The organism is Pseudoalteromonas sp. ND6B (assembly GCF_000764215.1).
Taxonomy (GTDB): domain Bacteria; phylum Pseudomonadota; class Gammaproteobacteria; order Enterobacterales; family Alteromonadaceae; genus Pseudoalteromonas; species Pseudoalteromonas tetraodonis.
Genome location: NZ_JQFL01000013.1, coordinates 23,887 through 48,716, shown reverse-complemented (window position 1 = coordinate 48,716; position 24,830 = coordinate 23,887). Strand labels below are relative to the sequence as shown.

Annotated in this window: 27 protein-coding genes; 16 read left to right on the top strand and 11 right to left on the bottom strand. The window is 40.9% G+C overall.

Features of this window, described 5'->3' with window-relative positions; all coding sequences use genetic code 11:
* Window positions 1-678, bottom strand: coding sequence for a ComF family protein (locus ND6B_RS15500; protein WP_013466118.1), 678 nt, complete (start codon window positions 676-678; stop codon window positions 1-3).
* A 74-nt stretch (window positions 679-752) separates the two neighbouring features.
* Here ND6B_RS15500 and bioH point away from each other — a divergent pair, with 74 nt between their 5' ends.
* The 3 genes from bioH to ND6B_RS15515 all read left to right on the top strand — a co-directional run bounded on the left by bioH (window position 753) and on the right by ND6B_RS15515 (window position 2,755).
* Window positions 753-1,490 (top strand): pimeloyl-ACP methyl ester esterase BioH, encoded by a 738-nt coding sequence (bioH, locus tag ND6B_RS15505; RefSeq protein WP_028834837.1) that lies wholly within the window; start codon window positions 753-755, stop codon window positions 1,488-1,490.
* A gap of 92 nt (window positions 1,491-1,582) precedes the next feature.
* Window positions 1,583-1,891, top strand: a complete 309-nt coding sequence (locus tag ND6B_RS15510) for a hypothetical protein (protein WP_008112879.1) — start codon at window positions 1,583-1,585, stop codon at window positions 1,889-1,891.
* A 6-nt stretch (window positions 1,892-1,897) separates the two neighbouring features.
* Window positions 1,898-2,755, top strand: a complete 858-nt coding sequence (locus ND6B_RS15515; RefSeq protein ID WP_013466116.1) for a putative metalloprotease CJM1_0395 family protein — start codon at window positions 1,898-1,900, stop codon at window positions 2,753-2,755.
* 66 nt (window positions 2,756-2,821) lie between these two features.
* On the opposite strand, the gene ND6B_RS15520 is transcribed toward ND6B_RS15515, so the two are convergent.
* The 4 genes from ND6B_RS15520 to greB all read right to left on the bottom strand — a co-directional run bounded on the left by ND6B_RS15520 (window position 2,822) and on the right by greB (window position 6,852).
* Window positions 2,822-5,146 (bottom strand): Tex family protein, encoded by a 2,325-nt coding sequence (locus ND6B_RS15520; RefSeq protein WP_033102768.1) that lies wholly within the window; start codon window positions 5,144-5,146, stop codon window positions 2,822-2,824.
* 168 nt (window positions 5,147-5,314) lie between these two features.
* Window positions 5,315-5,893, bottom strand: a complete 579-nt coding sequence (locus tag ND6B_RS15525) for a CBS domain-containing protein (protein WP_016900087.1) — start codon at window positions 5,891-5,893, stop codon at window positions 5,315-5,317.
* Window positions 5,894-5,948: 55 nt separating this feature from the next.
* The gene (locus ND6B_RS15530) at window positions 5,949-6,254 is read right to left on the bottom strand and encodes a hypothetical protein (protein ID WP_013466113.1); all 306 of its coding nucleotides are present in this window, start codon (window positions 6,252-6,254) and stop codon (window positions 5,949-5,951) included.
* Between the two features lie 124 nt (window positions 6,255-6,378).
* Entirely contained in the window at window positions 6,379-6,852 is a 474-nt protein-coding gene (gene greB / locus ND6B_RS15535) for a transcription elongation factor GreB (RefSeq protein WP_024602196.1), read from the bottom strand.
* A 183-nt stretch (window positions 6,853-7,035) separates the two neighbouring features.
* Here greB and ompR point away from each other — a divergent pair, with 183 nt between their 5' ends.
* Window positions 7,036-7,755 carry an osmolarity response regulator transcription factor OmpR gene (gene ompR, locus ND6B_RS15540; protein WP_016899332.1) on the top strand — a complete coding sequence of 240 codons (720 nt, stop codon included), beginning with the start codon at window positions 7,036-7,038 and terminating at the stop codon, window positions 7,753-7,755.
* Window positions 7,756-7,760: 5 nt separating this feature from the next.
* Complete coding sequence (gene envZ, locus ND6B_RS15545; protein ID WP_013466098.1) at window positions 7,761-9,074, top strand: two-component system sensor histidine kinase EnvZ; 1,314 nt, start codon at window positions 7,761-7,763, stop codon at window positions 9,072-9,074.
* Window positions 9,075-9,115: 41 nt separating this feature from the next.
* Here envZ and ND6B_RS15550 read toward each other — a convergent pair whose 3' ends face one another.
* A complete protein-coding gene (locus ND6B_RS15550) occupies window positions 9,116-11,158 on the bottom strand; it encodes a glycoside hydrolase family 97 protein (protein ID WP_033102767.1) in 2,043 nt (680 codons plus the stop codon).
* Window positions 11,159-11,297: 139 nt separating this feature from the next.
* The gene (gene speE, locus ND6B_RS15555; protein WP_033102766.1) at window positions 11,298-12,161 is read right to left on the bottom strand and encodes a polyamine aminopropyltransferase; all 864 of its coding nucleotides are present in this window, start codon (window positions 12,159-12,161) and stop codon (window positions 11,298-11,300) included.
* Between the two features lie 199 nt (window positions 12,162-12,360).
* On the opposite strand from speE, the gene speA reads away from it, so the two are divergent.
* The 4 genes from speA to ND6B_RS15575 are packed head-to-tail and all read left to right on the top strand — an operon-like array spanning window position 12,361 to window position 17,369.
* Window positions 12,361-14,241 (top strand): biosynthetic arginine decarboxylase, encoded by a 1,881-nt coding sequence (speA, locus tag ND6B_RS15560; protein WP_033102765.1) that lies wholly within the window; start codon window positions 12,361-12,363, stop codon window positions 14,239-14,241.
* 60 nt (window positions 14,242-14,301) lie between these two features.
* Window positions 14,302-15,174 carry an acyltransferase gene (locus ND6B_RS15565; protein ID WP_008109502.1) on the top strand — a complete coding sequence of 291 codons (873 nt, stop codon included), beginning with the start codon at window positions 14,302-14,304 and terminating at the stop codon, window positions 15,172-15,174.
* A gap of 18 nt (window positions 15,175-15,192) precedes the next feature.
* Window positions 15,193-16,113, top strand: coding sequence for an acetyltransferase (locus ND6B_RS15570; protein WP_013466094.1), 921 nt, complete (start codon window positions 15,193-15,195; stop codon window positions 16,111-16,113).
* The gene (locus ND6B_RS15575; RefSeq protein ID WP_016899329.1) at window positions 16,110-17,369 is read left to right on the top strand and encodes a mechanosensitive ion channel family protein; all 1,260 of its coding nucleotides are present in this window, start codon (window positions 16,110-16,112) and stop codon (window positions 17,367-17,369) included. Before ND6B_RS15570 ends, ND6B_RS15575 begins: the two co-directional genes overlap by 4 nt.
* Here the strand turns inward: ND6B_RS15575 and chrA are convergent.
* A complete protein-coding gene (chrA, locus tag ND6B_RS15580) occupies window positions 17,329-18,480 on the bottom strand; it encodes a chromate efflux transporter (protein WP_024602198.1) in 1,152 nt (383 codons plus the stop codon). The genes ND6B_RS15575 and chrA overlap by 41 nt on opposite strands.
* Before the next feature lie 184 nt (window positions 18,481-18,664).
* Here chrA and ND6B_RS15585 point away from each other — a divergent pair, with 184 nt between their 5' ends.
* Window positions 18,665-19,297, top strand: coding sequence for an OmpA family protein (locus ND6B_RS15585; RefSeq protein ID WP_016899327.1), 633 nt, complete (start codon window positions 18,665-18,667; stop codon window positions 19,295-19,297).
* A gap of 104 nt (window positions 19,298-19,401) precedes the next feature.
* Window positions 19,402-20,067: a hypothetical protein gene (locus ND6B_RS15590; protein WP_033102764.1), complete on the top strand. Its 666-nt coding sequence runs from the start codon at window positions 19,402-19,404 to the stop codon at window positions 20,065-20,067.
* 14 nt (window positions 20,068-20,081) lie between these two features.
* Here the strand turns inward: ND6B_RS15590 and ND6B_RS15595 are convergent, their stop codons facing one another.
* Window positions 20,082-21,860 carry an ABC transporter transmembrane domain-containing protein gene (locus tag ND6B_RS15595; protein WP_033102763.1) on the bottom strand — a complete coding sequence of 593 codons (1,779 nt, stop codon included), beginning with the start codon at window positions 21,858-21,860 and terminating at the stop codon, window positions 20,082-20,084.
* An 88-nt stretch (window positions 21,861-21,948) separates the two neighbouring features.
* Here ND6B_RS15595 and ND6B_RS15600 point away from each other — a divergent pair, with 88 nt between their 5' ends.
* From ND6B_RS15600 to ND6B_RS15615, 4 genes are all read left to right on the top strand, one after another.
* On the top strand, window positions 21,949-22,347 hold the full coding sequence (locus ND6B_RS15600; RefSeq protein ID WP_033102762.1) for a DUF3224 domain-containing protein: 399 nt from the start codon (window positions 21,949-21,951) through the stop codon (window positions 22,345-22,347).
* A gap of 17 nt (window positions 22,348-22,364) precedes the next feature.
* Window positions 22,365-22,547 (top strand): hypothetical protein, encoded by a 183-nt coding sequence (locus tag ND6B_RS15605; RefSeq protein ID WP_008109493.1) that lies wholly within the window; start codon window positions 22,365-22,367, stop codon window positions 22,545-22,547.
* Between the two features lie 9 nt (window positions 22,548-22,556).
* Window positions 22,557-23,174, top strand: a complete 618-nt coding sequence (locus ND6B_RS15610) for a LysE family translocator (RefSeq protein WP_033102761.1) — start codon at window positions 22,557-22,559, stop codon at window positions 23,172-23,174.
* Window positions 23,175-23,251: 77 nt separating this feature from the next.
* Window positions 23,252-23,794, top strand: a complete 543-nt coding sequence (locus ND6B_RS15615; protein ID WP_013466085.1) for a PH domain-containing protein — start codon at window positions 23,252-23,254, stop codon at window positions 23,792-23,794.
* A 62-nt stretch (window positions 23,795-23,856) separates the two neighbouring features.
* On the opposite strand, the gene ND6B_RS15620 is transcribed toward ND6B_RS15615, so the two are convergent.
* On the bottom strand, window positions 23,857-24,201 hold the full coding sequence (locus tag ND6B_RS15620) for a rhodanese-like domain-containing protein (RefSeq protein WP_008467278.1): 345 nt from the start codon (window positions 24,199-24,201) through the stop codon (window positions 23,857-23,859).
* A gap of 5 nt (window positions 24,202-24,206) precedes the next feature.
* Entirely contained in the window at window positions 24,207-24,395 is a 189-nt protein-coding gene (locus ND6B_RS19835) for a YgaP family membrane protein (RefSeq protein WP_008467276.1), read from the bottom strand.
* A 131-nt stretch (window positions 24,396-24,526) separates the two neighbouring features.
* Between ND6B_RS19835 and ND6B_RS15625 the strand changes: the two genes are divergently transcribed.
* Entirely contained in the window at window positions 24,527-24,829 is a 303-nt protein-coding gene (locus tag ND6B_RS15625; protein ID WP_008467273.1) for an ArsR/SmtB family transcription factor, read from the top strand.
* Window position 24,830: the final 1 nt, after the last annotated feature.

The window sequence follows — 24,830 nt, the reverse complement described above, 5'->3', positions numbered from 1 at the left end:
CTAAAGTGGCGTTAAACAGGTCGTAAATGCCCAGACTTGTTTAGCGCCCGCTTCTTTTAGCGACAAGGTGGCTGCATTGAGTGTTGCACCGGTGGTCATAATATCATCAATAATGACCACCGTTTTACCCTCTAAATTGGCAGTACATGAAAAAGCCTGCTGTAAATTTTTTATCCGCTTTGTTTTGCTCAGTTGTGACTGTGCCGAGGTGTTTTTATTGCGTATTAAAACATTATTCAAGACCTTAAAGGATGACAAACAAGGCTGCCATACTTGGGTAACCTGATTAAATCCTCGACTAAAAAAACGCGACTTGTGCAAAGGTAAAATAATAAATACAGCAGCAGCTAAATGCTGTTTATTAGTAAAAATAGTAAGTTGTTTTTTGATGACTTGCTGCAGTGCTTTTTTGTAATGAATTTGATTATTAAATTTGAGTTGTTTTAGCCATAAATCAAAAGGGGGTTGATAAAAAGCGCAGGCAAATAGTTTCTCAAAGCTGCAGTTAGGAAACATTTCTACAATATCTGGGCGGTAAAATAAATTGTCATACTCAGACAAATCTAGCAAAGGCAGGTCATCTAAACAAAACTGACATAGTCCCAGTGAGCTGTGTATCTGATTCTGGCACAACACGCAATACGAGGGAAAAAGCCAATCAGTTAGGCTAAGTTTCATTCGCTGATTCTCCTCATTACAAACTCCCCCTAAAACGCTATCATAGATTTAAGTTTGGTTAAGGTTAGGCAAATATGCAAAATGAATTTGTGTTGTTGCATGGTTGGGGAATGAACCAAGGCGTGTGGCAGTTAATAAAACCAGAATTAGAATTTTTATATTCTGGTAAGGTACGTAGTTTAGACTTACCTGGTTACGGTGCTCATGATGTCTCTTTGGAACCGTATACTTTACATGATGCAGCTCAGCTGGTGAGTCAGCAATTAAAACCACAATCTGTTTTGATGGGATGGTCTTTAGGCGGTTTGTTTGCCATTTATATTGCCAAACATTGGCCAGAAAAAGTGTCAAAAGTTATTTTAGTTGCCTCCACTCCTTTTTTTGTAGAGCAATTGCCCTGGGAAGGTATTAAACCTAAAGTGCTCACACAGTTTAAAGAACAGCTATTGCAAGAGCGTTCAAAAACGATAGAGCGCTTTTTGGCGATTCAAGCGATGGGCAGTGAGTCGGCGCGAGATGATGTAAAACAGCTAAAACAACTATTGAGTCAGTCACCGCCGCCGAGTAATCAAGCATTAAGTGTGGGGTTAGATATACTGCAAAGTGAAGACTTACGTGAATTATTTTCTCACTGTCCCGTCGCGATTAGTGGAATTTTTGGGCGTTTAGACTCTCTCGTTCCTTATCGAGCAATTGAAAAAATGGTCGCACTTAATTCTGACTTTGAGTACGAAGTAATAGACAAAGCATCACATGCGCCATTTATTTCTCATAAAAACGAATTTTTATCTGCCGTTAAATCAATGCTTTGAAGCAAAGCCATGAATACAGCGGTTTAAAGCTTTATTTTGCGTGATTTTTGAGCGATAATTAAACAATATTTATTTGCTGGAGGTTTATTATTATGCCGATTGGATCTGTATTTAATAGCGGTGTTGAAGGGTTTAATAGAGCCAGCCAAGGTATTGAAAAGGCCAGCGCTGAGATTAACCGTGCCAGCATAGAGCAGCAAGATGATTCTCAATTAGCGCAGCAACGTCAATTAACGGCTGCTCGCCCTGAAGAAGCCGTAACCGCGCCGGTATCCCAACCTGCACGAATTGATGATGCATTAGTAAACTTAAAAGTTGAAGAGTTTAATGCCAAGGCTAACACGCAATCAATTCAAACTGCAGATGATGTACTAGGCACTTTAGTTGATATTAAAGTGTAATTCCTCATGAATATCGTCACGCCGTTTCCGTCTATCAATATAAACACTGCAAATGTTTATACGGAGACTGCTCGGCGTGACAATCAGTTACGTGAAGTCATTCCCCCAGCCGCTGCAAACACCGCCGGTAGTACTGAAAACAAAGCTCAAAGTGATGCAGAAAAAGCCAAACTACCTGGTAACAGCGATAGTTCAACTTATACTGCAAGCGGCAAAATTGCAGACAACAAAATTATTGAACAACGCGAAGGCAATGCTGATAGTGATCAAGATGATGCCGAGCAAGAAAAACAGCAAGCTGCCGAAGAAGTTAGTGAGCAAGAAGAGCTTCAACTTGAGCAAGAACAGCAACAAATTAAAGAGCTCAAAGCTCGCGATACCGAAGTGCGAACCCACGAGCAAGCGCATGCGGCTGTTGGTGGACAATATGCCGGTTCACCCAGTTACGAATACCAAAGAGGCCCCGATGGCACTAATTATGCCGTAGGTGGTGAAGTACCGATTGATGTTGGGGTTATCAATGGCGATCCGCAAGCAACCATCGATAAAATGCAAACGGTACGTGCTGCTGCACTAGCACCAGCAGAACCCTCAGGTGCCGACAGAGCGATTGCGGCAGACGCCACACAGAAAATGGCTGCCGCACAAGCTGAGTTAGCTTCAGCTGATGACGAAGACAGCAGCGAAGATAAAAGTAGAGTCAGTGCGTCGTTTTCTAATAGTGAAAGTTCAGAAGTAAAAACCGCTAAAAGCGAAGAACAATCGCGTGATATTGAAGTTGAAGCGCGTGCAGGACGCATTGCTAGCTTTTATCAACTGGCGACATCACCCGCGATTCAGAGCGAATTTTCAGCGCAAATTTAGCTTATTTAAAATGCATAAAAAAAACCGCCTAGGCGGTTTTTTTTATTTTTAAATATATCGTTTAAATTACTTTTTCACTTTTGCGTTAGCAAAGGCGTCAGCAAAGGCATTCCCCATCATCGCATTGCCTGTATCGCGTTTAGGCTTAGGCGCTCGTGCTTGGTTGGTATTATTGCTGCGAGGCTTTTGCTGTGCCGCAGCAGCTGCTTTATTGCTGGTGTCTATGTCGTCATCTAGGCGCATAGTAAAACTAATGCGTTTACGGGCAGCATCGACTTCAACCACTTTTACTTTAACAATGTCACCTGCTTTAACCACTTCGCGTGGGTCTGAAATAAACTTGTTAGTAATAGCTGAAATATGTACGAGTCCATCTTGATGAACACCCACATCAACAAATGCACCAAAATTAGCAACGTTAGAAACCACACCTTCTAAAATCATACCAGGCTTAAGGTCACTAATTTTTTCAACACCGGCTTTAAACTCCGCGGTTTTGAATTCAGGACGTGGATCGCGACCTGGTTTATCAAGCTCGCTAATAATGTCAGTCACGGTTGGTAAGCCAAATTTATCGTCAATATAGTCGTTTGCAGCGAGTTTACTTAAAAATTCACTGTTACCAATTAAGTTATTTACGTCTACCTGATTATGTTCACAAATACGCTTAACGATTGGGTATGCTTCAGGGTGAACTGATGAGTTATCTAGCGGATCGCTGCCATTATTAATGCGTAAAAACCCGGCCGCTTGTTCGAATGCTTTTGGCCCTAAGCGTTCTACTTTTTTCAATTGACTACGTTTTGTAAATGACCCATTCGTGTCACGGTAGTTTACAATGTTTTGAGCCAACGTTTTGTTTAAGCCAGAAACACGTGCAAGCAAAGGCACTGAGGCCATATTTAAATCAACCCCAATACTGTTTACACAGTCTTCTACTACAGAAATTAGGCTTTGCCCAAGTTGGCTTTGTGATACATCGTGTTGATATTGGCCTACACCGATAGACTTAGGCTCTATTTTAACTAGCTCAGCTAATGGATCTTGGAGGCGACGTGCAATAGATACTGCACCGCGTAAAGATACATCTAAATCTGGGAACTCATTAGCGGCAAATTCAGACGCAGAATACACCGAAGCGCCGGCTTCACTGACCATAATTTTATTCAGTTTAAGCTCGGCATTGGCTTTGATAAGTTCGCCAACCAGTTTATCTGATTCGCGAGAAGCAGTGCCGTTACCAATCGCAATAAGCTCAACTTTATGTTGGCGGCATAATTGCTCGAGCGTACGCAGTGATTTATCCCAATGATTTTGCGGTGCATGTGGGAAGATTGTTTGTGTAGCGAGCAGTTTTCCTGTGCTATCGACTACCGCAATTTTACAACCAGTACGCAAGCCAGGATCTAAACCAAGTGTTGTGCGAGGGCCTGCAGGCGCTGCCATTAATAAATCTTTTAAATTTTTAGCAAATACGTCAATGGCACCGGTTTCGGCTTTTTCACGCATTGCGGCTAAAAACTCGTTTTCTAAGTGTAGCCCAAGCTTAATTTTCCATGCCCACTGCACCACAGTTAATAACCATGCACTAGCAGGTTTGTTTTTAATATCTAGGCGGTAATGATCACTGATCATTTGGGCACATAACTGGGCTGGATTTTCAGCACTTGGCTCAGGGTTAATCGTTAACTGTAAAATGCCTTCATTACGTGCTCTTAGCATGGCTAATGCACGGTGCGAGGGCACTTTTTTTAACGGCTCTTGATGTTCAAAGTAGTCTCTGTATTTAGCACCTGCTTGTTCTTGCCCGTCAATTAACTTACTCTCAATCGCCCCATTTTGACTAATATGGCTTCTAAACTTAGCGAGTAATTTAGCGTCTTCAGCAAAACGCTCCATTAGAATAAATTTGGCACCATCAAGGGCTGCTTTTGTATCAATAATGGCTTTATCGGCATTAATATAGTGAGCGGCTTCAGCTTCTGGGTCGAGCATTGGGTCGTTAAATAACGCATTAGCAAGAGGTTCTAAACCGGCCTCAATAGCGATTTGACCTTTAGTGCGACGCTTTGCCTTATAAGGCAAGTATAAATCTTCAAGCTCGGTTTTACTTTGCGCTGCTTTTATATCAGCTGCTAATTCCTCGGTAAGCTTATTTTGAGATTCTATCGTCGATAGAATAAAGCCACGACGTTCTTCAAGTTCACGTAAATAAGACAAACGTTGTTCTAGAAGGCGTAGTTGGGTGTCATCTAATCCACCGGTCACTTCTTTTCTGTAACGGGCAATAAAGGGGACGGTTGCGCCTTCATCAAGTAACTTTGTTGCTGCAACCACTTGTTGCTGCTGTGCATTTAGCTCAGTTGCTAAACGTGCAGAGATATCGCTCATGCAAAAACCTTTTAATACAAAAAATAAGACCAGCTAAGAAGTTAACTGATGCGTCAATGTCTTGAATAATATCACAGGGGAGGGTAATAAAAAGCTCTTAAAGCAAGCTATTTTACTTGCTTTAAGATGCCATTACTGGGGTTGGAACTATACTAATAAAAAGCTGATTTAGTGAGGGTGCTCTATACTTTCGAGTACTTCACTAAATGTGTGCGCTATTGGACTAATATGAACAGGAATTTGCAGCTTACGTGCTATATCGCGTGCTGAAATTAAACCACTTATTTCATTATTAGCCGCAGTGACTAATAAAAACATAGCGCCATGATGTTCCATAGTTTGCAGTGCATCACCAATGCATGAGTAGCTTAAGCTTTTCATACTTACACCCATTAAATTACTTAGCGGTGTCATTAAATAGCGCAAGCTAATTTCACTACGAGGCAAGCCTAAACGCTGTGCTAAAATCATGATTTTTGAGCTTTGTAAATCAGCACTCGCCACTATACCTATTAGCTTTTGCTGCTCATCAGTTACCAAAATAAAATCAGAGCGTTTAGTCGTTAACTGTTTTGACGCTTGTTCAATTGTTGTATCAAACGATGCACGCATCGGGCTTGTATCAGTAAAACTAGTCACCACTTGTGTAGCAGGTGAAGTTAAATCAATGACAGCTTCATTAGTAAATGTATTCGCAATAGTGCCATGAGAAATATCTTGGGTACGGAGTTCTTTAAAGTTAGACATAATATCCACCTAATTAGTTATAAAATTTAATAATGTTTAAAAGCAAGTTATTAAACTAAATAACGGGTGGCGCTCGCGGGTGTGCATGGCTGTAGGGTGTGACTAAAAGGCTGCTTTCATAATGAAAGTAAAACGCTAAAGGAAGTGGTTGAATTTCTCTAAGCGCAATAACACCGACATGAGAGTCTATATCGGTGTCGAGGTTTGCTTGATCAGGAGAGTCGCAAACAATAAATTCTGCAGGTGTAAAACCAGCATCAATTTGCGTATTTTTGGGTGTTGCATGCAATGTCAAACTTACACTCATGAAGAGTGTAAACAATAGGGCATGTTGTAATATGCGCGCTGTAATGTTTGACATAGTGACGACCTTAATTAACTACTCTCAAATTAATACATCATAACTTGAGTTACTTTAGTTATAGCTTACTCAGATAATATAAACAATAAAAAGTTAATATGATCTGAATCAAAACTAAGCCGTTTTATTTTTGGTAGGAAATATTATTTACATACCATTGCTTAGCACCTTGAGGGGTCATGACCTCAAAATCATCGTCTACTTGTTTTTTTAATAATGCTCGCGCCATCGGTGAGTCAATAGAAATGTAATCGTTACGATCATAAATTTCATCGGGACCGACAATTCTAAACTTCTTACACTCCCCAGCCTCGTTTTCTATTTCAACCCAAGCACCAAAAAAAACTTTGCCGTCTTGCACGGGTGAGTAATCAACAATTTTTAAATCGGGGATACGCTTACGTAGATAGCGCACTCGGCGGTCTATTTGGCGTAATAGACGCTTGTTATACTGATAGTCTGCATTTTCAGAGCGGTCACCAAGGCTTGCAGCCCAGCTCACAATTTTAGTGACTTCTGGGCGTTTTACATTCCAAAGATGGTCATGTTCTTGCTGAAGTTGTAAATAACCTTCGCGAGTAATTAAGTTTGTTTTCACGCCGTGTTCTTGTTTAATTTTCATGTGTGGCACGGTATTAAAATAAAGGCAGCTTGTCGAGATAAAATAGCCACCAATGGGTTTGAAATGTTCAGTAACAATCTAAGCACTTAATTAGTTTTTTATTATTAAGTTTTTCATTTATATTAACTATTAATAAATTATAAAAATAAGCAACAGATTATGGGACAAGAGACAGTAAAAGTATTAGTGGTTGATGACGATAAACGTTTGCGCAGTTTGCTTGAGCGCTATTTAGTAGAGCAAGGATTTATTGTTAGAACAGCCGCAGATTCACAGCAAATGGATAGGCTTATTGAGCGTGAAAACTTTCACTTAATGGTGCTTGATTTAATGCTGCCCGGAGAAGACGGGCTCTCTATTTGCAGACGGTTACGTCAAAAAGAAAACCAAATCCCAATTGTGATGTTGACCGCTAAAGGTGATGAAGTAGACCGCATTATTGGTTTGGAGCTCGGTGCTGACGATTATATTCCTAAACCGTTTAATCCACGTGAGTTACTTGCCCGCATAAAAGCAATTTTACGTCGCCAATCAAAAGAAGTGCCAGGGGCACCTTCAGCAGAAGAGAATTTAATTGAGTTTGGTAAATTTACTTTAAATTTAGCCACACGAGAAATGAGCGAAGGGGATAATACCGTATCGCTCACAAGTGGTGAATTTGCCGTATTAAAAGCGTTGGTATCTCACCCTCGAGAGCCGTTAAGTCGTGATAAATTAATGAACTTGGCAAGAGGTCGCGACTACAGTGCGCTAGAGCGTAGCATAGATGTGCAAGTGTCACGCCTTCGCCGTATGATTGAAGTGGATGCGGCTAACCCGCGTTATATTCAAACTGTATGGGGATTAGGTTATGTGTTTGTTCCTGATGGTGAAAAGTAATAATTATGGGGATGTTTCCACGTAGTGCGTTTGGGCAAACTGTTTTTTTAGTAGCAGCTTTGTTGCTGATTAACCAAATTGTATCCTACGTCACAGTAAGTTTATATGTTGTTAAACCCACCATTGAGCAAGTTAATTTGATGCTCGCTAAGCAAATTAAAACTGTATTTATTGACTGGGAAGATGGTGTTGAAGTAACCGATGAAGTTTCAGAAAAGTTTTTTGAAATAACCGGTATTGAGGTGATGACTCAGCGTGAAGCGATGCGCAATGGCTTAGGGCAAAGTCGTGAGTATTCGGGGCTATCGCGAAGTATGTCAGAGCAGTTGAATGGGTTTTCTCGGGTACGCATTAGTCAAACCGATCCACTTATTTATTGGGTGGAAGCCCCGCAAGCACCGGGCTATTGGGTTAAAGTCCCCTTAACCGGATTTAAAGAAAGTAATCTTGAATTTTTAACTTTTTACTTATCCAGTATAGGCTTTTTAAGTGTATTAGGCGGGTGGTTATTTGCAAGGCATTTGAACCGACCATTAAAAGCACTGCAACAAGCGGCAATAAAAGTAGGCGTTGGTGATTTTAGTACTAAGTTACAAGAACAAGGCTCAAGCGAAGTTATTGAGGTAACGCGCGCTTTTAACCAAATGTCGCGAGGTATAGCAGCCCTTGAAAATGATCGTCGATTACTCATGGCCGGTGTCTCTCACGACTTACGCACACCGCTTACCCGCATTCGGTTAGCCACAGAAATGATGGTTGATGAAGATGATTATTTACGCGAAGGTATTATTTACGACATTGAAGATATGAATGGCATTATTGATCAGTTTATTGAATATTTACGCCATCATAAACGTGAAGAACAAAGCTATGAAGATATCAATGCGTTAGTAGCCGAAGTCGTACAAAGTGAATTAAAGCATCAACGTGTTATCACGTTTGAAAGCAATCCTAACCTAGGTAATATTCCCATCAGCTCAGTTGCTATTAAGCGAGTAGTGACGAATATGATTGAAAATGCACTGCGTTACTCGCAAGGGGATATTGAGGTGCAAAGTTATTTTAATAGCAATAAAAAGTACGTCATTATTGCGGTTAACGATAATGGCCCAGGTATTCCTGAGAGTGAATTAGAATCAGTGTTCGAACCATTTAAGCAAGGTGACGCTGCACGAGGCAGTGAAGGCAGTGGTTTAGGCTTAGCTATTATTAAACGCATTATAGACATGCATAATGGCAAGGTTGTGCTCTCTAATCGCCCTGAAGGTGGTTTAAGTGCGCAAATATATTTACCGGTTAAAGTGGTTAATCAAAACTAAATAAAGCTATCCGCCGTTATATGCGGATAGCTTTAACCATTTTATAGTGCTTTAAAACGAATGGCTGTACCACCACTGGTGGCCAATTTTAGTGTGAGTTTATCATTTGCGGTAACAGTGCGTTTTTCGATTTTTAAATCGTAAGGGTTGTTCTTCCACTCTGCCTTATCACCATCTTTGTAGATTTGCGCTTCAAACTGTTTATCTTTATCTAAGAAGTCGAGTTTAACCTCAATGGTGCGGGCGTTTTCATCAGTTACAGCGCCTAAGTACCAGTCATTACCAGTGTACTGATCGCGTTTACGTTCTTTTCGAGCAAATACAATAAAGTCGCCTACTTCTCCATCAAGCGCAATACTTTGTTGCCAATCGGTCGGTACGTCTTGAATAAATTGAAAAGCATCGGGCTTAGCTAAATAATTTTTAGGTAAATCAGCCGCCATTTGAATTGGGCTGTACATTACAACATAAAGTGCTAATTGCTTTGCCAGCGTTGTTTGCGGACGGTTTGTATCGCCACCTAAGCCATTAAAGCTCATATCAAAAATACCCGGTGTAAAGTCCATTGGGCCTGCAAGCATACGCGTAAAAGCAAGCATTGGAATGTGCTCTGGTGGATTGGGTGGCGTGCCCCATGCGTTAAATTCTTGGCCGCGAGCGCCTTCACGGGCAATCCAGTTAGGGTAAGTTCGGCGAAGGCCGGTGTCTTTTATTGGCTCATGAGTATTAATACTTATTTTATGTTTTGCAGCTAGCTTAACGTTGTATAAGTACTCATTAACCATAAATTGGCCGTCATGCCACTCAAAACGGGCAATGCCGTTTTCATCAATGCGTTTAATATTGCCACCATCGGCCACATAACCGGTTTTAATTTGGCTTACATTTGATTGCTCGTAAAGCGCAAAAGCGTCTTCCATTTGATTACGATAATTTGTTACGTTACCTGAGGTTTCATGGTGGCCAATTAACTGCACCCCTTTTTGCTTACCGTAGCGGGTAAGCTCCTCAATATCAAAGTCATCATATGCTTGGGTAAAGCTAAATACATCGCCATTAAAAAACCAGTCGCCATCCCAACCGGTGTTCCAACCTTCCACTAATACACCATCAAAGCCGTATTTTGCGGCAAAGTCCATGTAGTATTTAGTATTTTTTGTGGTAGCACCGTGTTTTTCGCCACTACCCCAAGTATTCTCATTGATGTGCATGCCCCACCAAATACCTACGTATTTGCCTGGTTTAACCCAGGACACATCACCGAGCTTATTTGGCTCATTTAGATTTAAAATAATATCTGAATTAACTAAGTCTACCGCATGTTCGCCAATTTGAATGGTGCGCCAAGGCGTATTAAATACACCGTGCTTTTTGACTGCTATACCATCTGACCATGGCGTTAAATCGGCGCTAAAAGTGCCTGGGCGACGTTGGTTAAGCACCATGCCCGCATAATCGACTAGGGCTGCTTCATGAATACTGACATGCACGCCGTTGCCATTTTTAAAAGTAAAAGGGGTGTGAGCGAGTGCAGCATCTTGTAAGGCTGTGGTGTTGTAGACATATTCGTAACGATTCCAACCGCGAGCAGGTATCCACCATGCAGTGGCTTTATCGGCACCGGCGATGGCAAACTCGGTCAGCTCTTTAGTAATTTCTGTTTTTTCAAAACCGGCTTGTTTAGGGACTTCATAGCGAAATCCCACACCGCTATCAAAGGCTTTAAATCGCACTGTGTATGTGCCACCGTGGGGTGCGGGTTTATTAAAGGTAACGGCAATTTCATTGTGCTTGTCGACAACGGTTTGACGCTCTCCCCAAGGTTGCTGCCATTGACTATCGGTTTGTGAGCGAGTTACTTCACTAATAACAAAACCTTCATCAAATGGCGCTTGGCTTTTAAATCTAAAACCTAAATGTGACTGTGTAATAACAGGTTTACCATTAAAGCTAATAGAATAGTAAGGAGATGAAGATTGATCAGATATGGTGATTTTAATTTTTTGATCAGGCGATTCCAGCATGGCTTCTTTTGCAAAAGCGCTGCTTGAAAGTAAAGCAACTAGCAGTAAAGGTAATCTCATTGTGTGTCCTTTATGTCAAATTGTAGACTATGAGCATAAAGTGAAGGTGGGGTTATTACGAGATGACTGCAAACGTATTCAATGTAATTAAACACATAAAAAAGGGCTCTAGCGAGCCCTGTTTTGTATTTATAACTTATTATTTTTTATCAAAAGCGCGTTTCATGTAATTAGGTGTTGCGAGTGCACCGTGATGAATGCCGCCATTGTAGTATTCACTATGCTGTGCAATTATTGCTGCGCCGTCTTCTCTAAAGCCATTAAAAGCCTCAGATTTGCGAGCTAGCGTCACTGACCATAACCCACTTGGGTAAATAGGTTGTGGGAATGGGAGTGTTTGTAAATCGTTAAAACCAACACTTAGCATAGCTTCGCGCATTTCAACCAACAGTGGCATATGCATTAATGGCGATTCACTTTGTTGTACCAGTATTCCACCAGGGCGAAGTGCGTTTAAACAGCTAGTATAAAACGCATGGTTAAATAAACCTTCACCTGGGCCTACCGGATCAGTACCATCAACAATCACTACATCAATAGACTCACCAGCTGCTTCGCGCATGTATTTAATGCCATCGTCAAACATCACAGTAGCACGTGGGTCATTATTTGATTCACATAACTCTGGGAAGTACTTTAACGATATTTGGGTAACCACTTCGTCAATATCTATTTGAGTTACAGTTTCTACGCTTGGGTGCTTGAGCACTTCACGTAACGTACCGCAGTCGCCGCCACCAATAATAACTACATTTTTTGGGTTTGGATGCGCCAGTAATGCTGGGTGGCTGATCATTTCGTGGTAAAAAAAGTTTTCACGGCTACTTACCATAGTACAACCATCAATGATCATTAAATTACCAAAGTCTGTGGTTTCAAACATTTCTACTTTTTGAAAAGGAGACTGTTTTTCATCTAACTTTTTGTTAATACGTAATGAAAATGCGCTGCCATCGCGGTCGCTAATTTCAGTAAACCACTTACTTTGATCTAAATTTGCCATAGTTGTTGTTACACTTTTGGTTGAGTATGAAAAAAAGGAGGCAATTCTGCCAGTGCTTGGCCTATTGCTCAATCAAATTTTACTCTCTTTAGCGAATAAAGTTAGCTATAAAGAGGGGAAAGTTCAATTTTTGTTAGCTTAGCAGATAGTGACGTATTAAAATGCCCCTTTACACCTAATTTAATAAAGAAGAGTTGCCATGACTTGGGGTTTAGAAACAGCACGTGCTACATACAATGTTGCTCATTGGAGCGATGGTTATTTTGATATTAACGCACAAGGTGAGTTGATAGCCTATCCTGATGGCGACCAAACAAAACCTGCCATTTCTTTAAGTCAGCTTACTGAGCAATTTAAGCAGCAAGGGTTAACATTGCCCGTACTGGTGCGCTTTACTGATATTTTAAAAAATCGTGTAGATACGCTCACCAATGCCTTTACTCAAGCGCGCACTAACCGCGAATATAACGGCAAATACACCTGTGTTTATCCTATCAAAGTAAACCAACAGCGCTCTGTTGTGAGTAAGTTATTAGCTCACCCAAGTGGCCTAGTGGGACTTGAAGCTGGTTCTAAGCCTGAACTAATGGCCATTTTAGGGGTGGCGAAAGAGCCTATTACTATTGTATGTAACGGCTACAAAGACAGCGAGTTTTTACGTTTAGCCTGTATTGGTCAAGCAATGGGACACAGCGTTAAAATTGTGGTTGAAAAACTCTCAGAGCTAACCACATTGCTTGAAGAAATTGATAATTTAGGCATTGAACCGGCTATTGGAATTCGTATTCGCTTAAATTCGGTTGGCAAAGGTAAATGGCAAAATACCGGTGGTGAAAAAGGTAAGTTTGGTTTAACCGCAGGGCAAGTACTCAGTGCAGTGGAAGTACTTAAGCAACATAACAAGTTGCATTTAATGCAAATGGTGCATTTTCATATTGGTTCTCAAATCGCCAATATTCGTGATATTCATCGTGCCTTGCGCGAATGTGCTCGCCATTTTGCTGAATTAACTCAATACGGTGTACCGCTAAATACGGTTGATGTGGGTGGCGGGCTTGGCGTTGACTACGAAGGCTCAGGCTCACGTAGTGCCTGCTCAATGAACTACACAGTCGAAGAATACGCGCGTAATGTAGTGAATGCATTTGCCGATGTGTGCGATCAGCATAACTTAAAGCATCCTGCGATTATTACCGAATCTGGCCGTGCATTAACGGCTCATCATGCAGTGTTGATCACCGATGTCATTGATGTAGAAAAAGCACCGAATCATTTAAACCCAGAACCGCCATTGGAAAACAGCGCATTAGTGCTAGATGAAATGTGGCAATGCCTACAACGTTTGAACCCACGTATGGCACTTGAAATATATCATGATGCTATGCACTTATTTAGCGAAGCACACGATCAATACGTGCATGGTTTAGTGAGCATGCTAGAGTGGGCGAAAATAGAGCAGCTTTACTTTACGATTTTACACCGAGTTCGTGCATCGTTAAGCGTTAACGCACGCGCTCATCGCGAAGTGCTGGATGATTTAAACGAAAAGCTAGCCGATAAACTGTTTGTGAATTTTTCATTGTTTCAGTCATTACCTGATGTATGGGGTATTCAGCAGTTATTTCCGGTCATGCCCATCGAAAACCTAACGCAGCCGCTTACTCAGCGCGCGATTATCCAAGACATTACTTGTGATTCTGACGGGCAAATACGTGAGTACGTTGAAGGTGCAGGTATTGAAACTAGTTTACCTATCCCTGAATATACACAAGGTCAGCAGTATCATATTGCCATGTTTATGGTGGGGGCATACCAAGAGATTTTAGGTGACTTACATAACCTATTTGGTGATACCGACTCAGTCCATGTTGAGCTTAATGAGCAAGGATATGTATTAACCAATGCCATTAAAGGAGACAGCGTTAAGGATGTATTAAAATTTGTTGATTATGATAGCGAGTTATTAGCTGATAACTTTGCCACTCAAATTAATAAACTTGATGTATCAGAACACTGTAAAGAAGGGTACCTAGCCGAGCTCAATGCAGGGCTTGAAGGCTACACCTATTTTGAAGATTAATTTAGTTGCATAGTTAAGCGCGGTCTTAGTGGCTGCGCGATGTTTAAAGGAATAGAAGTAATGTCAGTTATTCGTAGTGTATTTAGTATTTTCTTTTATACAATAAACACTCTTTTTTGGTTTGTGCCTATTTTTATTTGTGGCATCGTTAAGTTAATCCCAATCAAACCACTACAAAAATTAATGAGCTGGACGGCCAAGCAATGTGCCTCTATTTGGGTGACCTTCAACACGTTAAATCAGACGTTATTAACGCCAACTAAACTTAATGTTATTGGCCTTGAAGAGCTTAAATTAAAAGATTGGTACCTAGTTATTGCGAACCATCAAAGCTGGGTGGATATTTTAGTGTTACAGCGGGTGTTTAACCGAAAAATACCTTTTTTGAACTTCTTTTTGAAAAAAGAGCTTATTTACGTACCTGTTTTAGGTTTGTGTTGGTGGGCACTCGACTTTCCTTTTATGACCCGTACCAGTAAAAGCCAATTAAAAAAGAATCCTAAATTGCGTGGTAAAGATTTAGAAACCACCCGTAAAGCCTGTGAAAAATTTAAAGAAATGCCAGTCAGTGTGGTTAACTTTGTTGAAGGGACGCGGTTTACAGCGCAAAAGCATGCGCGTCAAAATAGCCCGTTTCCTCACTTACTTAAACCGAAAGCGGGTGGTGTGGCGTTTGTAATGCAAGCCATGGGTGAGCAAATTTCTAAAGTGGTAAATGTCACTATTCATTACCCTGAGGGCATTCCTACCTTTATGGATTTTGCAGCCGGTAAAGTAAAACACATTGATGTACATGTTGAAGTAAAAGGCGTTAGTGACGACTTAATTGGTGATTACACTAATGATCCTGACTTTAGAGTACGCTTTCAAAGTGAATTAAACCGCGTGTGGGAAGAAAAAAACCAGACGTTGGTTAATCTCAAACAAAAATAACAAAATGAGCTGACAGTTATGCTAAAAAAATGGTTACCTAATTGGTTAAATGGCTTAATTGTTGGCTGTGTTTTATTTGCTAATTTAATAATATTTGGCGCATTAGTGCTTACCCTTGGGTTAGTTAAATTAGTGCTGCCCATACCTGTAGTGAGTAAATTATTACACAGTGCGTATAAAGGGTGGTGCAAAGGTAACCGCTTAGGGCTGTGGTTAGGCTGTAATAATATTAAAGTTAATATTAGTGGGGAGGTAAACGCCAACAGTTGGTATTTGCTAATCAGTAATCATATTAGCTGGCTTGATATTGCGGTATTGAGCTCGTTGGATGCATTGCCAGCCCCTAAGTTTTTTTTAAAAGATGAGCTTAAATACGTGCCATTTATTGGCACTGGTGCGTGGGCGATGGGTATGCCCTTTATGAAACGAGTGACCAAAGCGCAATTGGCTAAAAATCCGAATTTAAAAGGCTTAGATGTCGAGCGTACTAAGCGCAGTTGCCGTAACTTTCGTCATCATCCTACAACCATAGTTAACTTTGTAGAAGGTACGCGTTTTACTGCGCAAAAGCACCAGCATCAACAAAGTCCTTTTCAGCATTTATTAAAACCTAAGGCTGGTGGAACTGCTTTTGCCTTAGAGGTTTTAAACGAGCAGTTTGACGCTATGCTTAACACCAGTTTAGTGTATAGCGGTCAGTCAGATCATGTGTGTCGTAATATTTTAAAAGGCGAGTTGGAGTCTATTCATATTACTATTGAGGTTATGCCAATAAATACACAGATGATTGGCAGTTACCAAACCGATAAGGCATTCAGGGCCCAGTTTCAGCAATACTTAAATAACTTATGGACAGTAAAAGATAAGCAATTAAGCGCTATTCATATTCAACAAGCTAGTACTGAATTAACACCCAGTAAGGAAATTGAAATACCATGAGCAAAACACACCTACAGGAGCTAATTACTCCTTGGTTTGAAAAAGTCCCCGATGCTTTTTTTCTCAGTGCAATCACCGCCTCATCAATTGGCATTCTTTCATTATTATTTGTTTACTTATTTACTCGTCGCTTAATGTTACCGGGTATTCAAAAGGTGGTGACTAAACTCTCTCCTGAGCGTATTGGTTCATTGTCACCTATGTTAACTAAGCTGAATAAGCGGATTGCCTGCTTGCTGTGCTGTGTGCTTTTTTTAGCCACATTTGATAGTGTTTATCCGGTTAATGCAATTGCTCAAGAGATCCTTAAAACCATTGGCCAAGCATTATTAATTATTTATATAGGTTTTATTATTAGCAGCATAGTGAGCATTGCTGGCGCTATTTATAACCAATTAGATTTTGCCCGAGAAGTACCTATTCAAGGCTTAATTCAAGTGGTTAAGCTGATCACCTTTATTGTGTGTTCAATATTAATTGTTAGTATTGTGCTTGAAAAATCGCCGACTTATATTCTCTCTGGTTTTGGTGCTATTGCCGCTGTTACTTTATTAGTATTTAAAGACACCATATTAGGTTTTGTCGCCAGCATTCAAATTGCCGCTAATCGTTTGGTGACCTATGGAGATTGGATCCAAGTAGATAACTACGGCGCCGATGGCGAAGTAATTGATTTAGGACTTAATACTGTAAAAGTGCGTAACTGGGATAACACCATAACGACCATCCCTACTTATATGCTGGTGGCCGGTTCATTTAAAAATTGGCGCGGTATGCAAGAATCTGGTGGGCGACGCATCAAGCGTTCTTTAAACATTGATATGAACAGCATCTTTTTAGTTGATGACGATTTTAAAGCGCAAATAGAAGCGGCTATACCACTGCAAGAATATATTCGACTAGGCACACTTCCCGATCCGGTGTCGAACTTAGGGCTATTTCGTCGCTATGCAGAGGGTTACTTAAAACAACACAGTAAAATCAATACCTCGCTCACACTTATGGTGCGTGAACTACAACCGCTTAATCATGGCTTACCGATTGAGTTTTACTGCTTCAGTGAAGACAAACGTTGGATATCGTACGAGCACTTACAAGCTGAAATTATGGACCATTTACTGGCCGTATTACCTGTGTTTGGGCTGCGCGCTTATCAAAGTGTCAGTGGGCAATTAAGCCCAGCTGACGGAGCCAATATGGCAGGTAAACCCAGTATTAAAGTGCCCAATAATGCTGTCCAAGGCCAACACCAATAAACAATAACAATAGCCACCAAATAGGTGGCTTTTTAATACGTAACCATGCAAACGCAGCAATCACTAATGCAATTTGCCAAATATTGCTTACGGCAGAAGTCCAAATGGGCGAATATAATGCAGCTGCCAAAAAGCCAACTACAGCAGCATTAAGCGCTGCAATTGAGCTGGCAAAGCGAGGATTACTGGCCAAGTTTATCCAGCTTTTTTGAAACGCCAGCATCAGTAAAAAACCGGGTGAAAATATCAATAATGTTGCGATTAGCGCACCCACTAATGGTTGTGCAGAGTTCAATTGTGCCCCCAAGTAGGTGGCTATAGTAAACATTGGGCCAGGAACGGCTTGGGCACTGGCGTACGCAGTTAAGAATTGATCATTACTCAGCGTTGGAACTCCCGCTTGCAAAACAGGTAATACAACGTGTCCACCACCAAATACCATGGCACCTGCTTGGTAAAAAGGCGCGAATAACGCAGCGTTTTCGCCAAGTGGGATAAAGCTGATGGCAAGTAGTAGTGCAAATAAGCCAAGAGCAATCCAATTGATGTTGGTTTTTTCTCTGCTAACATTTTCTGTAGATTTAGCTAAGTTAAGTAAAGGCCATAAAGCACCGATAATGGCAGCGGTTACTAAAATGGCGATTTGAGTGCCCAACATAGGAAATAAAATCAGTGCTAAAGTACTCATTATTGCCAGAAGTTTAAGTACCGCACTGGTGCAAAAGCTCTTCGCCATACTAAGGGTCGCATCAGCAACAATAACCACGGCAAATAGTTTCAAACCTGCAATAATAGCAAAATAAACAGCATCAAACTGATGTGCACTTATTGCAATTAGCACCATGATCAAAAACGAAGGCAGGGTAAAGCCTATAAACGCAGCGATACCACCGAGTACACCCGCACGTTCTACGCCAATAGCAAAGCTAACCTGACTTGAACCAGGGCCTGGCAGAGCTTGACTTAAGCTAATTAGCTGCGCGTAACGCGCTGTACTTAACCAGCGAAGCGAATCAACAAAGTGGTGCTTAAAGTAACCTAAATGCGCGGCAGGGCCGCCAAAGCTCATGCAGCCAAGCAAAAAAAACTGCCTAAAAATCGCAATTAACATAGTGTCCATCGCCTTTTGATAAATCATAAAATTGTCACAAACAAGTATGACATTATTATGAAACGCTATCACTACTTCCTTATTTGATAGGCAATATCAACGCTTATACGTTATTCTTCATTGTTGGTTCATACATATATTTGCATAATCGCAATAATAAATTCTAAATGAATAGGAAATTACCATGATGTTAACTAAATCACTTTTAAGTGTCACTGTCGTTGCTGTATTACTTTCTGGCTGTGAAATGAATAACACAGGTAAAGGTGCCGCTATTGGTGCAGCCGCGGGTGGTATTTTAGGTAAAGCTACAGGTAATCATAAAGATAAGCGTATTTTTATTGGTGCAGCTATTGGTGCGCTAGCGGGTGCTGCTGTAGGTGATTACATGGATAAACAAGAAGCTGCTTTTCGTGATGAGTTAGCGGGTTCGGGAGTTGAAGTGGTTCGTGAAGGCGATAACTTACGCTTAGTGATGCCCTCTAATATTACGTTTGCGACTGATCAATCTTATATTTCATCGGGCTTTCATGACACTTTAAATGCGATAGCAAGTGTAATGAATAAATACGAAAAAACCTACTTAAGTGTTGAAGGTCACACCGACAGCACGGGCAAAGACAGTTACAACATGACTCTTTCAGAGCAGCGTGCACAAAGTGTAAAAAACTACTTAGTGAACCAGCAAATTATGGCGGCACGAGTAAGCACGAGTGGCTATGGCGAATCACGCCCAATAGCGACTAACGACACAGCGAATGGTCGTGCGCAAAATCGCCGAGTAGAAATTCAAATTGTACCAAACACTCAAGGTTAGCTTTTGTAGTTACAAACCGCGTTTGCGCGCGGTTTGTGTACTTATTTAAAGGGCACTTTTAAATAAGTTAGTTGTCATAAGGAGTTCTTCATAGGGACATGTTTATGACAAATTGGCGTACAGCAATTATTTTATCGGTATGTTTACATGGGTTAGTTTTGTTTTTTTTAACTACCTTAAAAGCCCCTAAAATTAAACAGCCGCAATTAACGCCAATTAAAGCGTATATGGTGAATGTGCCTGCCAAAACTAAAGTAACGCAACAAGCCACTCAGCAAAGCGCTAATAAAAATGTTAATACAGAAATAACCCCAACCAAGCCTGTTAATGCAACCCAATCAAAACCACTAAATGCGACTAATAAAAAAACAAAGGAGACGACTGAGCCGGTAAGTACCACCTCCATAAACACCCACCCTGTAACCGCAACGTCTTATAAAAAGATCGACCTGAAAAAAGGGCTCAATAGTATTTTACAGCAACAAACTGGCTATTCTGATACTGCAAAGAATGACCCTCAGAAAAAGCGCATTACCGTCCCAAAAGAGCATGCAGGGAAGGTGAAGTCGCTATTAAAAATAGAGCAGCAAAATATGCAATTTACCACTTACCGACGAGGTGATAGCTGTTTTAAAAAGGTATCCGTTGGTGCTGGAGTTATGCCAAAAAATGACTTGCCAGATAGTTATATTGTTGGTGCAAAGTGCGATAAAACCAAGCTAACTGAGGCTTACGATACCGCAATGAATAAATGGCTTGATAAAAAGTAGCGACTAAATTGCAATCAATCTAGATTAAACTGTAATTCACATAGCTTTTGATACAAAGGGTTACTTGCCATTAATTGCTGATGAGTGCCTGTGGCTTTTATTTCGCCATTTTCCATTACCACAATCATATCGGCGTGTTTTACCGTGGCTAGTCTATGAGCAATAATCAGCGTTGTTCTATTTTGCATTAAGTGCTCAAGTGCGGCCTGAACATGATGCTCACTTTGCGCATCAAGTGCGCTGGTAGCTTCATCGAGTAGCAGTATTTCGGGATCTTTTAAAATGGCGCGGGCAAGTACAATACGCTGCTTTTGCCCACCCGAAAGCCTAACACCTTGCTCACCTAAAAAGCTGTTATAGCCTTGTGGTAACTGTTTTATAAATTCATCAGCATGTGCATGTTTGGCGGCCGCATAAACTTGCTCGTCACTGGCGCTTGGGTTGCCATAGCGAATGTTATGCATGACATCAGAGCTAAATAAAATTGGGTTTTGTGCCACCATGCCCATTTTGTTGCGTAAGGTGTTTAACGACAACTCTTTAATATCTATATTATGAAACTTAATCGCTCCGCTGGCTGGATCGTAAAAGCGCTGCAATAGTTCAAATAAGGTAGTTTTACCCGCACCGGAAGGGCCAACAATAGCCACAGTTTTACCTGTTTCAATATTTAAGCTGATATTATTTAATGCGCTTACATCTGGGCGAGAAGGGTAATTAAAACTAATACCTTCAAGTGAAATTGCACTGTTGCTGGTTGTTGCATGTAACTCATCATCTTGTGGAATTTCGGGGTTTTGTATTTTACTTTCAACGGCGAGCAGTTCGAGCAATCTTGCTGCGGCTCCTGCGGCGCGCTGTAGTTCACCATAAACCTCTGCAACGGTCGCTACCGACATGGCCACCATAATGGCATAAAACACAAAAGCACCGAGTTCACCGCCCGTCATAGTGCCTGCTAACATATCACTACCGCCTACCCAGAGCATGGCACTAATAGCACTAAAGGTAAGAAAAATAACAGCTGCAATTAAAAACGAACGTTGTTTAATTCGGCTTTTAGCCACATTAAAGGCCTTTTCGGTTTCAAGCGCAAAAGCAGATTGTTCTTGTTGTTCGTGGCTATAACTTTGTACCACTTTTATGTTTTGAATGATCTCACCCGCGTAGGTGCTTATATCGGCAATAGCATCTTGGCTAGAACTGGCGAGTTTGCGCACCTTTTTACCAAACACTATCATAGGCACCAGTACTAAAGGGACGCAGGCCACAACGACCAAGGTAAGCTTTAAATTAGTAACAAGCAGCATAATTAAACCACCGACTAACATTAGCGCGCTTCGCAGTGCCATAGAAAATGACGAGCCAATAATAGATTGTAATAATGTGGTGTCGGTGGTTAAACGCGACATCAGCTCGCCGCTACGATTTTCTTCAAAGTAACTCGGGTGCAAGGTAACAATACGATTAAACACGGCTTTTCGAATGTCGTTACTGACTCGTTCGCCAATCCACGACATTAAATAAAATCGGCTGAATGTACCCACTGCCAATAAACTGATCAAACCAATTAATACCAACACAGCTTGTTGTAATTGCGCTTGCGAGCCGGCAATAAAGCCATGATCAATCACAAATTTAACGCCTTGCCCTAGCGATAAGTTAACTCCTGCGGTGGCAAGTAACGCCACTAAAGCCCCTAAAACTACCCATTTATAAGGCTTAATAAAATTGAATATAGGGAATAAAGCGCTAAAGGCGGCTTTATCTGAAGCAGGCTTGTCTGTAGGCATAGTAGATTCTTATTGATGATTAAGGTATAGATATGGCATCAATAGATTAAAAATCAATAGTATTAAAAATCATCAATAAGGAAAAGTTATGACAACTAAACAGGTAACTGGCGAGTTTACCGTTACATTAGCGCCTATAGAGGGGTATGCACACGGGCAGCAAGGCGTTAACTTAGGTCGTATGGCGATTGATAAACAATTTACTGGTGGCCTAACCGCAACTAGCCAAGGTGAAATGCTCAGCGCCATGACCCCCACCCAAGGCAGTGCCGGTTATGTGGCTATTGAACAAGTAATAGGCGAACTTGATGGTTTGCAAGGTGGTTTTGTACTGCAGCATTTTGGCACCATGGATAAAGGCCAAGATAGCTTGATTTTAAAAGTGGTACCCGACTCAGGCACTGATGAGCTCGCAGGACTAACAGGCAGTATGAAAATACGGATTGAGCAAGGGATTCACCATTACGATTTTGAATACATGTTATAAGTTCAACAAGGATTAAAATGCAAAAAGTAATCGAATTCAGAAAGGCCCGTTTTTTGGGTGGGGTAGATATAGTCGCACTAAATGATCGCATACAGGAATTAAACCAAGACGGCTGGAAAGTAATAAACGCAGTGCCATTGACAGGCTTTTATGGGCAAGTGCATGGTTATGCATTACTTATTGAAAATGAAGAAATATAAGGGTTACTAATGGCATTATCATTATGGTTTAGCTTAGCACTGGTATGCATGATGGGCGCAATGTCGCCAGGGCCTAGTTTAGCTGTGGTATTAAAGCATAGCTTAAATGGCGGGATGAAAAATGGCATGCTGGCAGCGTTAAGCCATGGTTTTGGGGTTGGATTATATGCAGCGGCCTCATTATTGGGATTAGGCGCATTGATGTTGCAGTTTCCTACTGTGTATCAATTTTTAGTGTACTTAGGGGCAGCCTATTTAGCGTATTTAGGTTTGAAAATACTATTTTCAAAACCTAACGACAGCGAGCTGCAAGTTCAAAAAAGTGCAGTGAGCAGTTCTAAGGCGTTACAAGATGGTTTTGCGATTGCATTTTTAAACCCTAAGTTGGCAATTTTCTTTTTGGCGCTATTTTCGCAGATTATCGATCCAGAAAACCTTACATTAAACATCGGTATTATTATGTGCTTAACCGTTTTTGTAATAGATACTGGGTGGTATTTATTGGTGGCTTTACTTACTGATGTGTCTAAAAAGCGCTTTGGCTTTACCAAGCAAAATGTGTGGTTAGATAGACTATTAGGTATGGTATTTATTGCGCTTGCGATCAAAGTGGTAATAGGATTTTAACTATCAAAGTGATTGAATTGCGTACAGTTGGTAATTAATGTAACTTAAAAAAACTATAATTTAAAAGTGATAAAACGATGTCTAATATAATTTTAAAAAGTGCCACTTTTGATAACAAAGTCAAACAGTACTGGATGTGTTTAGCTGCAATATTTAGCCTTTTTCCAGTTGTAACTATTGTGTTTTTACCCGTTGTATTGCTTTTGGTGTGGCTAGTCGCAGGGCGAGTATTAGCAGCTATGTCGGCCGATTTACTAGAGCGCAAGCTAGTGGTTAAACGCGGTATTTTGTTTAAAGAAGAAAAATCGATTCCGCTTGAAAAAATCACTGATGTGGGATTAAGTCAGGGGCCATTAATGCGACTATTTGGTTTATACCGCTTAAGCTTTGAAACTGCAGGGCAGTCTGGTCACGGTGCATTAGTATCGTTACTTGGGGTAGTTAATGCCAGTGAATTTCGTGAAGCCATTTTAACTCAAAAAGATAACCTCACTTCAGATCAGCCAGCCCAATCTAATAACGATGAACCACAAAGCCAAGTAGAGCTCATCCGCTCGCTTACCTATAGCGTAAAAAATATCGAGCAAATGTTAGTCAACTTGTTGGATGAGAGGAAGTAAGGCGCAGGTATACATTAATTTTCGGCGATCGGTTGATCGCCGAGAGATTTAATTTTTGGCCTTTAAAATGCCTGACAAACAGCTTCTGCTTTACAGGTAATAACTGTGACGTTTTCATAACCTACGCGTGTCAGTGCTTCAGCACTTAATGTTGCACGCGCACCACTAGCGCAATGTAAGTAAATAGGGCGTGCTGCGTCTTTTTCTATTTCCATTAACTTCATTTCAAGTAAGCCGCGCGGAATATTAATTGCGCCGGTAGCGGCTTTGGTTGCATGTTCAGCCGGTTCACGCACATCAATGAGTAATCCTTTGTTTTCACTGATCTCCTGTTTAGCTTGTTCGGCGTCGATACGACGTTGATTAGGCGTAATAATTTTTAGTAAATCGGGGATAGATGTAAGCATGGTGATTATTCCTTAAAGCCAAGTTTGCGTAATAGAGTGATCATTGGGCACCAGCTAGTAAAAGCTGATTGGATTAAGTTTACAGCGATAAAAGCGGTAAAGTATATCCACTTCGGATCGTGATACGTTTGCAAAAGGATTGATACAACAATCATGATGCCAGCGATAAGACGAAGTGCGTTATTGAGTTTCATAATAGTAGGTCACTTATTTGATTGAGTACAGAGCTACTATATTAGATATTATTAAATTAGTAAATTCTAATATTAGACATTTCTTATCTAGCAATTTATACTAAGTGCATAATTTAGAATAAGAGCATAGTATGAAAATTGACTTTACAGCGATGGCGACTAATGTGGATCAAGCTGAGCAGCTATTAAAAATATTAGCGAATAAAAATCGACTAATGATTTTATGCTCATTACAAGATACCGAAATGAGTGTGTCGCAGCTTAACGAAGCCGTACCGCTAGCGCAGTCTGCGTTATCACAGCACCTAGCGGCACTGCGCAAAGCCAATGTAGTGGCTACTCGCCGCGAAAGCCAAACTATTTATTACCGCGTGATTGATCAAAATGCCGTGCATTTGTTAGGCACATTATATGGACTGTTTTGCAAGGGCTAAA

Bases quoted from the DNA above. Each gene is read 5' to 3' on its own strand.
- ND6B_RS15500 (WP_013466118.1), bottom strand. From the start codon at position 678: ATGAAACTTAGCCTAACTGATTGGCTTTTTCCCTCGTATTGCGTGTTG.
- bioH (WP_028834837.1), top strand. From the start codon at position 753: ATGCAAAATGAATTTGTGTTGTTGCATGGTTGGGGAATGAACCAAGGC.
- ND6B_RS15510 (WP_008112879.1), top strand. From the start codon at position 1,583: ATGCCGATTGGATCTGTATTTAATAGCGGTGTTGAAGGGTTTAATAGA.
- ND6B_RS15515 (WP_013466116.1), top strand. From the start codon at position 1,898: ATGAATATCGTCACGCCGTTTCCGTCTATCAATATAAACACTGCAAAT.
- ND6B_RS15520 (WP_033102768.1), bottom strand. From the start codon at position 5,146: ATGAGCGATATCTCTGCACGTTTAGCAACTGAGCTAAATGCACAGCAG.
- ND6B_RS15525 (WP_016900087.1), bottom strand. From the start codon at position 5,893: ATGTCTAACTTTAAAGAACTCCGTACCCAAGATATTTCTCATGGCACT.
- ND6B_RS15530 (WP_013466113.1), bottom strand. From the start codon at position 6,254: ATGTCAAACATTACAGCGCGCATATTACAACATGCCCTATTGTTTACA.
- ompR (WP_016899332.1), top strand. From the start codon at position 7,036: ATGGGACAAGAGACAGTAAAAGTATTAGTGGTTGATGACGATAAACGT.
- envZ (WP_013466098.1), top strand. From the start codon at position 7,761: ATGGGGATGTTTCCACGTAGTGCGTTTGGGCAAACTGTTTTTTTAGTA.
- ND6B_RS15550 (WP_033102767.1), bottom strand. From the start codon at position 11,158: ATGAGATTACCTTTACTGCTAGTTGCTTTACTTTCAAGCAGCGCTTTT.
- speE (WP_033102766.1), bottom strand. From the start codon at position 12,161: ATGGCAAATTTAGATCAAAGTAAGTGGTTTACTGAAATTAGCGACCGC.
- speA (WP_033102765.1), top strand. From the start codon at position 12,361: ATGACTTGGGGTTTAGAAACAGCACGTGCTACATACAATGTTGCTCAT.
- ND6B_RS15565 (WP_008109502.1), top strand. From the start codon at position 14,302: ATGTCAGTTATTCGTAGTGTATTTAGTATTTTCTTTTATACAATAAAC.
- ND6B_RS15570 (WP_013466094.1), top strand. From the start codon at position 15,193: ATGCTAAAAAAATGGTTACCTAATTGGTTAAATGGCTTAATTGTTGGC.
- ND6B_RS15575 (WP_016899329.1), top strand. From the start codon at position 16,110: ATGAGCAAAACACACCTACAGGAGCTAATTACTCCTTGGTTTGAAAAA.
- chrA (WP_024602198.1), bottom strand. From the start codon at position 18,480: ATGTTAATTGCGATTTTTAGGCAGTTTTTTTTGCTTGGCTGCATGAGC.
- ND6B_RS15585 (WP_016899327.1), top strand. From the start codon at position 18,665: ATGATGTTAACTAAATCACTTTTAAGTGTCACTGTCGTTGCTGTATTA.
- ND6B_RS15590 (WP_033102764.1), top strand. From the start codon at position 19,402: ATGACAAATTGGCGTACAGCAATTATTTTATCGGTATGTTTACATGGG.
- ND6B_RS15595 (WP_033102763.1), bottom strand. From the start codon at position 21,860: ATGCCTACAGACAAGCCTGCTTCAGATAAAGCCGCCTTTAGCGCTTTA.
- ND6B_RS15600 (WP_033102762.1), top strand. From the start codon at position 21,949: ATGACAACTAAACAGGTAACTGGCGAGTTTACCGTTACATTAGCGCCT.
- ND6B_RS15605 (WP_008109493.1), top strand. From the start codon at position 22,365: ATGCAAAAAGTAATCGAATTCAGAAAGGCCCGTTTTTTGGGTGGGGTA.
- ND6B_RS15610 (WP_033102761.1), top strand. From the start codon at position 22,557: ATGGCATTATCATTATGGTTTAGCTTAGCACTGGTATGCATGATGGGC.
- ND6B_RS15615 (WP_013466085.1), top strand. From the start codon at position 23,252: ATGTCTAATATAATTTTAAAAAGTGCCACTTTTGATAACAAAGTCAAA.
- ND6B_RS15620 (WP_008467278.1), bottom strand. From the start codon at position 24,201: ATGCTTACATCTATCCCCGATTTACTAAAAATTATTACGCCTAATCAA.
- ND6B_RS19835 (WP_008467276.1), bottom strand. From the start codon at position 24,395: ATGAAACTCAATAACGCACTTCGTCTTATCGCTGGCATCATGATTGTT.
- ND6B_RS15625 (WP_008467273.1), top strand. From the start codon at position 24,527: ATGAAAATTGACTTTACAGCGATGGCGACTAATGTGGATCAAGCTGAG.